The following is an 11,738-nucleotide window of genomic DNA, read 5'->3' on the forward strand; positions in this document are numbered from 1 at the left end:
CGACGTCGTTCCGGCAGCGCTCGCAATCGTTGCCGCGCCATGTCGCAGAGCCCGCTTCAATCCCTTCGTCGCTATCAGAGCATTTCGGTGTTCGGCGGCGGTATCGTCGTTACCATCCTTGTCCTGATCGCTTGCGGTCTCGGGATGGCGTCGATCGTCTCGGGTTATGTCGAGGGGCAGCGGCGCAACTACCTGAACGGCCTGGAACAGACGCTGAACGAAATCCAGGTAAGCGAAACCTCGTTCCGCAACGGCGTCGCGAATGCGCAACTGATCTGGCAGGAGGCCAGCGACGTGCCGGCGGCGGTCGTCGACGATTTCTTCCTCAACGACCAGCGCGTCGCGACCCGTCCGCATCCGTCGCTCGTCGTCGGCGTGCCCGCGCGTAACAGCGATCGGGCTGAAGTCGCGCGCTATCTGTCGCTGTCGGTCCTGTTGGCACGCATCTGCGCGGCCAGTTCGCTCAATCGCGGCCGCACGCTGGAGGGCTATCACTACAGCACGCGCACGGGCTTGTTCGCGCTGATACCCCATCGGGATCGCGACGATCCGGCGCTGGTTTCGCCGGAAAGCCGCGCACGCGTGCTGGATGCGCTGCGCGTCGATTTCGAGCGCCCCTATCCGGGCATCGTCGATGCGCGCCCGCACGTGCGCTGGCTGGCGCCGTTCACCGATCCCGTGTCCGGGCAGCCGCGCATCCGGCTCGCGGCCGAGGCGCGCGACAACGGCAAGCCGTTCGCGGTGCTCGTCACCGAATATCCGCCCGATTACCTGCTGTCCTGGCTCGCCGACTATCGCCCCGAAGGCATGTTCTACATCACGACGGCCGATGGCCGGCTCGTCACGATGGATCCCACGGCGGGCGAAACCGGCCGCGCGGAAAGCCTGCTGAAGCTGAACCCGTGGCGGGGCGGCGCGTCGTCGTCGAGCGCGCCCGTGTTCCGGGACGGCTTCCTGCTGTTTCACGGCAAGCTCGAATCGACGGGCTGGACGCTTGCGTATGCGCTGTCGTGGACCGACATCGCGGCCGGTGTCGCGCATTCGGCCGGTACGCTCGGCGCCGCGACACTGCTCGCGCTCATGGTCATGTGGGGGTTGCTGCTGCGCTTTCATCGGCGGGAGTTCGTGCCGCTCTACGCGCGCTCGCAGCGTGTGTTCGACAGCGAAGCGCTGTGCCGCAGCGTGATCGAGATGGCGCCGATCGGGCTCGGGCTGATCGCGCGCGACGACGGGCATTTCATGCTCGTGAGCCCCGCGCTGACGGACATGGTCGAGCGGATCGGCGGTGACTATCACGTGCTGTCGAGCCAGGTGGCCGACGCATGGCAGGCGCGCGGCGAAGCGGGCGGCGTGCCGCACGGCGACCTCGTGGTGGGAGACGTGCAAGCCGCGGACCTGCACCTCGAATTCATCGCGTGTGGCGCCCGCTATCAGGGCACGGACGTGCTGATCGCCGCTGTCGCCGACATGAGCGCGAAGCGGCAACTCGTGCAGCAGCTGGAAGAGGCCGTGCGCGCGGCCGATTCGGCCAACGCCGCGAAATCGTCGTTCCTCGCGGCGATGAGCCACGAGATCCGTACGCCGCTGAACGTGATTCTCGGCAACCTCGAACTGCTCGAGCGCTCGGCACTCGACGCGACCCAGCATGGCCGCGTTTATACGCTGCGCACGTCGGCGACGAGCCTGCTCGCGCTCGTCAGCGACATTCTCGATTTCTCGAAGATCGAGGCCGGCGCGATGTCGGTCGAATCGATCGCGTTCGACGTGACCGCGGCGGTCGAGCGCGAGCTGAACGCGTTCGCGACGATCGCGAAGGCGAAGGGGGTGCAGCTATTCTGCGAGATCCATGCGAGCAGTACGCAACAGATGCGCGGCGATCCGACCCGGTTCGCGCAAGTGCTCCGCAACCTGCTGAGCAACGCGCTCAAGTTTACCGACGTCGGTCGCGTGACCGTGCGCGTCGCGGTCGTTGCCGAAGGGTACGACGCGCCGGAACTGTCGGTCGAGGTCGAGGACACCGGCATCGGAATTGGCGCTGAACATCGACGCAAGCTGTTCAAGGCATTTTCGCAGGTCGACACGTCGATCACGCGGCGTTACGGCGGCACCGGGCTCGGGCTTGCGCTGTGTGACCGGCTTGTCGCGGCGATGGGCGGCCGCATCACGGTGGAGAGCAAGCCGGGCGTCGGCAGCCGTTTCATGGTGCATCTGCCGCTCGGCATGGACGTCGCCGCGCTCGACCGGCCGCGCGCGGCACACCCACACGTGCTGGCGCTGATCGCCGCGCATCCCGGATGGTGCGATTTTGCGTTGCCGCATCTACGGGCATGGGGATTCGACGTCAGCGTGTACGACAGCCCGTCGAGTCTGCCGGCCGGCATTGCACGACACGGCGCGGTCGTGCTGTTCGGCGATTCCGACACGTGGTCGCAAGCGGATCTGAACAGCCTGAGTGATTGCGCGCCGCTGATACTCGCGATACCCGACGGCCCGCTCGAACCGTATCGCGCGGGCGACACGGTACGCGTGTCGAGTTATTCGCTCGGCGGCTTGCGCGCCGCGTTGGCGCTTGGCGGCCCGATGGGCGATGAATGCGGGATCGATGTCGTATCGGGCGATGACCTGTGGCGTGACGACCTGCATGCTCGCGGCTCGGCGACGGCTGAAACGTCGCGCGACGCGGCCGCGCACGGCAGTCGCGCATTGCGTGTGCTCGTCGCAGACGACGAAACCATCAACGGCTCGATTTTCGGCGAGCAACTAGACGCGCTCGGCTGCATGGCAGTCGAGGTCGGATCGGGGCGCGCGGCGCTCGAATCGCTGGCCAGCGACGGCTGGGACGTGCTGCTGATCGGTGACGATCTGCCCGACATGCGCGCGCACCAGTTGGCCGAAGCGGCACGCGGCGTCGATGCCGCGTGCGACGTACTGGTCGTGACGTCACATGCGACACCCGAAGGCATGCAGCGCTGCACGGCAGCCGGCGTTCGGCGCGTATTGACGAAACCCGTGACGCTCGGGAACCTGCGCGGCGCGCTTGCGCATGCGTGGCAGCGACGTGCCGCGGCTGCGGCGAAGGAGGCATGCGTGGCCGCATGCCCATCGGGCTCAACCAATCATGAAACGGAATTGCATGACAAATAACCAACAGCAGCGATCGCATCAACAAGTATTCGAGATAACAACAGCGGCAGGGTGCCGACGCACGTCGCGCGGCAGATTTCAAATCAATACTGGAGGGGAACATCGTGCGTCATGTAGGGAAGATATTCGCACTGTTGCTCGATTTCGCCGCACTTTCTGAGAAGTCTCGCCGGGAATTCCTGACGATGATGAACGAGTTTTTGCTGATGTCACCGGTTCAGCGGCGACGTGCGCTGATCGAGTGGAAAAATAGGGTGGATGGCAACTCGCATGATCTGCCCGGCGATTCGAGCCACCGATAGCGCGCCGTGTCGCGGCACGGCCGCGCTACCAGGGAGCGCGGCAGGACGACGTCGCGGCCTTCCGTAATGCTCCGAACCGTCGCGAGCTTCGGCAAATCTGCGCGGTGTCGCCGTGCCGCCGCATCGTGCGCGCCGCGGGCGCAGATGCATCGTCCGCCGCGCGGCCATGCGTCGATTGAAAGGCAAACCGGGATTTATCTTAAAATTGAGGCACTATTTGTCCGGTGCGCCGAATACGGCCAGCCATCGCACGATGGCGCGAGCATGCTCCCCGTCGCGACGGGGACCGGATGCGTGACTGAAAGCCTCGGGGAAACAGGAACATGGACGAATTCTTTGTGCGCGTGATGGTAGCCGACGATCATCCGGCGTCCGCGCTCGGCATCTCGCAGGCGCTGCAGGGCAACAGCACGATCAAGCTCGTGGGCACCGTTTCGAACTCGACGGATCTGGTCGCGGCGCTCGACGCGCAGCAGAGCGACGTGCTCGTGCTCGACTATGTGATGCCGGGCGGCAAGTACGGCGACGGGCTCGTGCTGCTGTCGTTCCTGCAGCGCCGCTATCCCGCGCTGCATATCGTGACGATCACGATGATCGACAATCCGAGCGTGCTGCGCGCGATCCACAAGCAGGGCGTGAGTTGCATTCTCAGCAAGTCCGACGCGATCTCGCACCTGATCGGCGCCGTGCATGCCGCCTACGTCGGCGCGAACTACATGTCGCCGTACATCAAGCAGCTCCTGCAGGACGTCGAATCCGAGCCCGCCGCCCGCGCACTGACGACACGCGAGATCGAGGTTGTCCGGTTGTTCGGCGCGGGCTACACGGTGGGAGAGATTGCCGCGCAGCTCCATCGCAGCAAGCAGACCATCAGTTCGCAGAAGTCAAGCGCGATGAAGAAACTCGGGATCGTTCGCGACGCGGATCTGATCCGTTACAACGACGAGCAAAACCTCTCCGGCGCGCCTGACGGCGATGCGTCGTCGTCGGCGTGACGCGCGCGAGGGCCAGTTGCCGCTCTGGATCCGCTTCAGCACAGACGCCGCCGAAGTGAAGCAATGCGTGTGGGTGGACGCACGGCGCGCGACATGACCACCCTGTTTTCAAGGGCGCCGACGCGCCAGTATCGGCGAATGATGCGGTTTGCCCGGCCACGAGCGACGAGATCGATACGACATGCCCGCAAAGCTCAAAAGACTTGTTTCTCACGCCACCGTGGCGGTTCACAAACCATTCGAGCCGGGTCGTGTCCGGCGGCAGCAGCAGTTCCTGCTGTACGCAAGCGGCGCGGCGGTCTCGGCGTTCATTCTGGTGTGCGCGACGCTCGTCGTGCTGCTCGACGTGCAGGAATCCCTCGAGCGCTTCCGTATCGAGTTCACGGAGCGCAAGGCCGAGCTCGTTGCCGAGCTGGAGGTCATGAAGGCACTGCAGAATCGTTATGTCGAGGACATGGAGCTACATTGGGCAAGCGTCGTTGAAGATGCGTCGGGCCTGCCCGGGTTGCTCGAAGGCAAGCGCGGCAAGCAGCGGTTCGTCGGGCGGATCGGACGAGTCGCGGTTGCCGCGTACGCCGACATCCCGTCGGCGGATTCGACGAACACGCACCTGCCGTACCTTGCGCGCTTTCTCGATCGGGTCGAAGTGACAGGTGTCCTGGCGCCGCCGCAACCGGCCGATCCGGGGTTGACCGGCTATCTGATCGATCCGAACGGCGATTTCCTCGTCGAGACCGGGTATCCGCTGGTGAAGCGATCGCTCGCGTTGCCGGCCGGTTTCGACGTGAGGGCACTGATCCGGCAATTGAGTCCGATGAACGATGGTGCGTCCGTAGCGGCGACGCCGGCCGTTCCCGGCAGAAACACGATTACGCTGGACCGTCGATTCGACCCGGTGCTCGGGCGCTCCGTGCTGCGGCTGGTGCAATGGGTGCGTGGCGCGAGCGGCAGGCCGGTCGTCTGGTTGGTCATCAACAGCCGGCCGCAGACAGACGAGATTTTGCGTTCGCCGGGCGCCGGCAGGGAATATGCACTCGTTGACTCCGACGGAAATCTCCTGATCGGCAGACAGCCCGACAGCACGATGGTGGCCCGTGCGCTCGGTCATGCGCGCCGCGCGCCCGGCGAGAAAGCGGTTGCACATCGGGTCGGGATGAACTTCTTCGTCAGCGACATGCTCCCGGGGGCGGACGAAGTGGTGATGGCGACCTTCACGTGGCGCAGCGTGCTGAGCGACATCGCGCTGCGCCTGGGCATGACGGTCGGTTCCGCGCTGCTGGCGCTCGTGCTGATGTGGGTTGCAATCGTGACGTTCGACCGGCGCGCACTGCGTCCGGCGAACCGGCGAGCGATTCGCCTGATCGAAAGCGAGGCGCTCAACCGGACGCTGATCCGCACGGCGCCGGCCGGGCTCGTGCTGCTGTCGTTCATCGACGGCGAAGCGATCGTGCGCAACGACGCGATGATCGCCTACGAGCGGGACGTGTCGGGCGAGCCGCTCGGCAAGCGGCTGTGGCGCGCGTACCGGGACGGCGCGCCCACCGGCAACGCACGCAAGCGCGTGACGCGAGAGCTGGCCGTCGAGCGCGAGGGATACGGCACCGTCTATCTCGACGCGCACATCGCGCGCACCAAATACCGCGGGATCGACGTGCTGCTGTGCACGTTGCTCGACATCACGGCCCGCAAGCAGGCGGAGGAGAAGCTGCGCGAGGCGCGCGAAGCCGCAGAACTCGCGAACAAGGCGAAGTCGACGTTCCTTGCGACGATGAGCCACGAGATCCGCACGCCGCTCAACGCGATCATCGGCAACCTGGAGTTGATGGAGCGCGCGCAGATGGCGGCGCCGCTACGGCGCCGGCTGGGGACGATCATGTCGTCGTCCGACGCGCTGCTGCGCGTGATCAACGACGTGCTTGACCTGTCGAAGGCCGAGTCGAACCAGATGGCGCTGGAAAGCATTCCGTTCGACCTGCGTCGTGTCGTGGACGACGTGGCCGCGATCTTCCGCCCGCTCGCGGATGCGAAAAACCTTGCGCTGACGTGCCGAATTGCCCCGGATCTCGCCGATGGTTACTTAGGAGATTCGACCCGGCTGCGGCAACTGCTCTCGAACCTCGTCAGCAATGCGATCAAGTTTACGAAGCGCGGCGGCGTGATGATCGACGTGCGGCTTGCACAGGCGGGCCTGGCCGACCGTGGCGTCGAAATCGCCGTCCGCGATACGGGCATCGGCATTCCCGAAGACAGCATGCCGACCCTGTTCGATGTCTATATCCAGACCGATGCGTCGATCTACCGGCGCTTTGGCGGCACGGGGCTCGGCCTGCCGCTGTGCAAGCGGATCGTGACGCTGATGGATGGCGAACTGTCGGTCGAGAGCCGGCTCGGCGAAGGCTCGACGTTCGTCGCGGCGCTGCCGTTGCGCGCTGCGCCGTCCGGCTGGCGGGCCTACGACCCTGAGCATGGCGCGGGCGGCGATGTGCGGCCCGCGTTCGACGCGGATGCGACGCCGGCGTTGGACGTAGGGCATGAAGTCGATGAGACCGAAGACGACGATGACGAACCACTTCGCGTGCTCGTTGCAGAGGACCATCCCGCGAGCCGGGCGCTGCTGCGCGACCAACTCGACGCGCTGCGCTACGACGCGACGATCGTCATGAACGGCATCGAAGCGATGCGGGCCTATTTCGAGCATCCGTACGATATCGTGCTGACCGATCTCGGCATGCCGGAACTCGACGGCTTCGCGCTGGCGAATTTTCTCCGCGAACAGGGTGCGAAGGTGCCGGTGATCGCGATGACCGCGCACGCGACCGATGATGACCGCAGGCGCTGCGAACAGGTCGGCGCGGTGGAGGTCGTGCTGAAGCCGTTGACAATCAATGCGCTCGATGCGGTGCTGAAGCGGCACGCCAGGCGTGGCATGCTAAGCGACGCGAAAGCGACGCACGGCATGCGCCCGGTGATGACCGACGAGATCCGGGACAAGCTGCGCACGTCGACGCTGCGTTCGCTGGCGATGATCGACGATGCGGTATCGAACGGCAGAGCCGATTCGGTCAAAATCGAGCTTCACTCGCTGCGGGGCGGCTTCGCTCTGGCGGGCGATACGGAAGCCAGAGACGCATGCGCACATGCCGAACGGACCGTGGCCGAGGGCGGTATGGATGCGTTTGCGCAGGCGTGGCCGGCTTGCCGGGCAGCCATCGAACGTACGCTTGCCCGGCTGATCGGAATGTAATCGTGGCTCCAGAACGCCATAGGGCTGGCGTGCGACAGGATGTGGCCACGATCTTCCGCAATCACACGGTGAAACGTGTTCGGCAATGGTTTGAATGGCGAATGATTGACTGAAGCCGCGATGGCAGTTGTCATCACCGGTGAGACCGGACGATCGTCACGTGGGTTGACGCGACGTCGATCAGGGATCGATTTCCCGTCGAGCTATTGAAACACGGCACATTCAAGTGTCGAGTGCGAACGCTATGCAAAGCCGGGACGCCGCGAGGCGGGGGCTCGAGGCGCCTGTTCGGGCATCGCGTATGAGAGGCGCAAGAACGGGAATACCGGCGAAATGCGGCATTCCTGGCCTCAGTCAAAGCGTTACTGATAGCTCATTGTGAACGTGGCGATGGCATTCGCCGTACCGGCTTTGAGCGTGTCCGAGGTTCGGACATAACGTGCACTAAGCGGGATATTGATGTTTTCATTGCCCGCTTCGGTCACGAACCATTGATTCGGGTTGCCGGTCGCGCTCGAATCGGGCCCATATTTGACCGGTGTCGTCCCGTTCATGATCCGGACACCGACGCCTTTTGCCGTTGACGTGTTCGCCAGCGTGAGCACGTCGCTCCGGTTGCCCGGATTGGTTGCGTCCGTCAACGTGATATACATCCGGGTCTTGGCGTCGCGCGTGCCGCCGGAGCACTGCAAGCCGATATTGACCGGTCGTTCGGGGGCCGTAGCGGTGCCATTTATGTTGACCTCGCCGAACTGGACGTTGATCGACTTCGTCGTCACGCTGCAGGTCGGTACGTTCGGCTTGAGTTCGATCGATCCGCTGATCCTGATGGATCGGTACTGGAAATTTTTGCCTTGGACCCAAGAGCCGGCCAATTCTCCAGTCATCCTGCCGCCGACCGTGATGCGGCCTGTCTTGACCAGTTCAACGACAAGGGGGGAAGCAGTGAAACTCATGTTTTGGGTGGTAAAATACAATATTTCCGGCCACCATGATTGCTTGGTCGCAAAGCGCATTCTCACGCCGATGCCGGCGACACCGGTTGGCCAGGTGGAATATTGATCCACTGGCCCCAGCTGCCCATGATAGACATCACCGATGTAGTTACTACAGTAGACGTTTCCTTTGCCGTTCTGTACCACGCTGACTTCTTGCGAATACAGCACAGTGCCGTTCGGCACACCGGGATCGAAGTTGGGTGCATTAAAGGCCGCCAGCGTGACGACTGAGGGGCTCCCACCGTTGTTCGGTGTTAAAACACCGCCCTCGCTAACTTGGCAAGCCGCCAGCGCGGTACCGCATACGAATGGCAACATGCTCGCCAGTCCAATTATCAAATTCTTAAGGTTCATGTTGGATCGAATATCGTTAAGTTAATCGGGCCGTGTTCGGAGCAGCGCGTGGCGTTTTCCTGGTATGCATCAGCACAAATGTTTGAAGCCGAGCCCGGCACAGCGTCAGCGATTGCCCATGCGGCAGCTCATCGCAACACGCTCGTACATGAGCGCCTTGTTCTGCTGCGGCAACACGTAGTCGCCTTCGCACGTGCCTTCGCTCCAGCGAATCGACAGGCGGCCTTGATCCTTCACGCCGAACACGAGCACGCGCGATGCGTTGTCGACCATGCCGAGTACCTTGTCGTCCTGGTCGTACGCCGTCGCGCCGAGCGGCACCTTCTTGCCGTCGGTCGTCGTCACGTCGAACTGAATGCGGCGGCCCGTTTCCGCGGCAAAGCGCGCCTTCACGATCGCGCCGCGCGTCGGCACGATCGTTTTCGCGTTCTCGGTGATCTCGGTGTCGTTGCCGAGGCTTTCCGTGTCGATGTTGAGCCAGTTGTAGCGGTACGGTTGCGCATAAGGCAGCACGGCATAGCCGCGACGGTCGGTGCTGACCGTCGACGACGAATCGAAGCGCGCGCCCTTCACGCCGGGCACCTCGACGATCGCGAACGTCTCGCCAACCGGCTGGCCGAGCGTGATGCCGCCGCGGTGCGCGACGACCGACCCGGTTGCGCCGACGTCGACGTGCTTGCCGTGGCCGGACTGGCTGTAGTTCGACGTCAGCTTCACCATCGGCGTATCCCAGCCGAGGCCCACGCCGCCGGAGCCGCCGTTGTCCTTCTGGTATTCGCCCTGTACCGAATAGTTGACCGTGTTCTGGTCGTTCAGGAAGCCCGATACGCCTGCCTGAACGCTCACGTCGCCGCGCGTTGACGCCGTGACGTTCGAATAGGCACGATGCGCGCGCGCGGTGTTGCCGAACGGAATGCTGACCGTCGCGGAGATCTGGTTGTCGGTGCGCCCGAACGGCCCCGTATCCTCGGTGCGCGCGAGCGCGACGCTGTAGCTGATGTTCTTCAGCGAGCCGCTGTAGCCGAGCTGGATGTTGCGGCTCGTGCCGCCACGGTTCCAGTAGCTCGTTTCACCGATGCTCGCGTAGACCGACCCATTGCGGCCGAGCGACTGGTTGATGTTCAGATCGACGCGGCTCTTCTGGCGCCGTACCCCGTCGCCTTGCCGGCTGCTCATGTCGTCGACGTGCTGGCTAAGCGTGCGGAAGCCGTCGGTCGAATACCGATAGCCGACCATCGTGAACGTGGTGTCGGTGGCCGCCAGCGTCTTCGAGTACAGGAACCGGAAGCTCTGCCCGTTCGCCTTGCGGCCGGGCGCGTTCGACTGGCTATGCGTCACGTCGAACGAAATGCCGCCGAGCCGCGAGTTGAAGCCGATCCCGAGCGCGATCGCGGCGTAGTTCTGCGCGCCGATCAGGCCACCGTAGCCAGTGAAGTTGTCGGACAGGCCATACACCATCGTGCCCTGCGCGAATTTCGGGCGAACCTCGCCAAATCCGCGATACTGGCCCGCGGAAAACGAATATCGAACCGAGCCGCGCCGGATCATCACGGGCAGGAACGAATAGGGTTGCGTATAGCGCCGGACGCTGCCGTCGGATTCGGTGATCGAGATTTCGAGATCGCCGTTGGAGCCGCTCGGATAGATGTCCTTCAGTTCGAATGCGCCGGGCGTGACCGTGGTCGAATAAATGACGTAGCCGTTCTGACGCACCTCGACGACCGCGTTGGTCTGCGCGATGCCGCGCACGACCGGCGCGAAGCCGATCTCGTCGTCCGGCAACATGCCGGTGTCCGAACCGACCTGCACGCCGACGAAGCGAAAGCTGTCGAAGATTTCGCCGGCCGAATACAGTTCGCCTGCCGACAGCGTGCCCTTGATGCCGCGCAGGTCGCGCTGCGCGTAGGTACGGTTCGACGTGAACTGCGACTTCGTGCCGCGGCGCCCGGTGAGCGACGATTCGTTCCTGAGCCGCCAGCCGCCGACGTTGAAGCCGTTGCGCAGGCCGAGGTAATAGTAGGAACTGTTGTATCCGGAGTCGGAGTCGTGGCTGAAATTGGCCTGATAGTTGCTGTAGGCCGCAATCACGCCGTCGTCCCACTTCGACGGATCCACATAGCCGCGCGACCGGCCCGGCACGTAGGCCTGCGGCACGCTGACATTCAGCGACAGTGCGCCGACATCGAAATCGGTCGACGCGCCGTCGATGATCTCCGCGAGATTCAGCGCGGCGTCGTCTTGCAGGTCGGCCGGAATCCGATTTTCCCGCTCGAGTCGCTTCACGTCCACGCCGAGCGCCTTGAGCAGGCCAAGCGTGATGACGGGCTTGACCTCGCCGCCGTTCGCCTGAAAGACGATCGATTCGCGCTTGCCGGGACGCTGGTTCAGCGACACGTCGACGTCGTACGTGCCGGGCGGAACCGAGCTGCCCTGTTCGAGGTACTTGAGCTCGACGGGCGCGTCCCCTTTCTTGAGGAACAGTTCGTTGAATTCTGCTGCCTGAACCGACGTGGCCGCAACGAGGCTCCCGAGCGCCACCAGGCAGGATGCGCCCTGGCACGCCGCTACCCGCAAATCGATTTTCTTTTCAGTGGTATTCATGCCTTGACCTTGATCGCGTGCCTTTCCCAACCTGCCCGGATTTCAGGAATGCGCGCCCTCCGGTAATTTAGTAATGCGAATTGCTATTGAGCGATTCGGA

6 protein-coding genes are annotated in these 11,738 nt (G+C 64.0%); 4 read left to right on the forward strand and 2 right to left on the reverse strand.

What is annotated here, in order from left to right:
• The first annotated feature begins 39 nt into the window (after positions 1-39).
• The 4 genes from FPJ27_RS05495 (at position 40) to FPJ27_RS05505 (ending at position 7,685) form a co-directional block, all read left to right on the forward strand.
• Entirely contained in the window at positions 40-3,144 is a 3,105-nt protein-coding gene (locus FPJ27_RS05495; RefSeq protein WP_204422253.1) for an ATP-binding protein, read from the forward strand.
• Between the two features lie 104 nt (positions 3,145-3,248).
• A complete protein-coding gene (locus tag FPJ27_RS36305) occupies positions 3,249-3,446 on the forward strand; it encodes a hypothetical protein (RefSeq protein ID WP_059709215.1) in 198 nt (65 codons plus the stop codon).
• Between the two features lie 323 nt (positions 3,447-3,769).
• Entirely contained in the window at positions 3,770-4,441 is a 672-nt protein-coding gene (locus FPJ27_RS05500) for a response regulator (RefSeq protein WP_072438188.1), read from the forward strand.
• Between the two features lie 181 nt (positions 4,442-4,622).
• Positions 4,623-7,685 (forward strand): hybrid sensor histidine kinase/response regulator, encoded by a 3,063-nt coding sequence (locus FPJ27_RS05505; RefSeq protein ID WP_204422254.1) that lies wholly within the window; start codon positions 4,623-4,625, stop codon positions 7,683-7,685.
• 362 nt (positions 7,686-8,047) lie between these two features.
• On the opposite strand, the gene FPJ27_RS05510 is transcribed toward FPJ27_RS05505, so the two are convergent.
• Together FPJ27_RS05510 and FPJ27_RS05515 are read right to left on the reverse strand one after the other, a co-directional pair.
• On the reverse strand, positions 8,048-9,037 hold the full coding sequence (locus FPJ27_RS05510; RefSeq protein WP_204422255.1) for a fimbrial protein: 990 nt from the start codon (positions 9,035-9,037) through the stop codon (positions 8,048-8,050).
• A gap of 105 nt (positions 9,038-9,142) precedes the next feature.
• A complete protein-coding gene (locus tag FPJ27_RS05515; RefSeq protein WP_072438192.1) occupies positions 9,143-11,638 on the reverse strand; it encodes a fimbria/pilus outer membrane usher protein in 2,496 nt (831 codons plus the stop codon).
• Between the last annotated feature and the right edge of the window lie 100 nt (positions 11,639-11,738).

The sequence above is a fragment of the Burkholderia sp. MS455 genome (genome assembly GCF_016899445.1).
Classification (GTDB): domain Bacteria; phylum Pseudomonadota; class Gammaproteobacteria; order Burkholderiales; family Burkholderiaceae; genus Burkholderia; species Burkholderia pyrrocinia_C.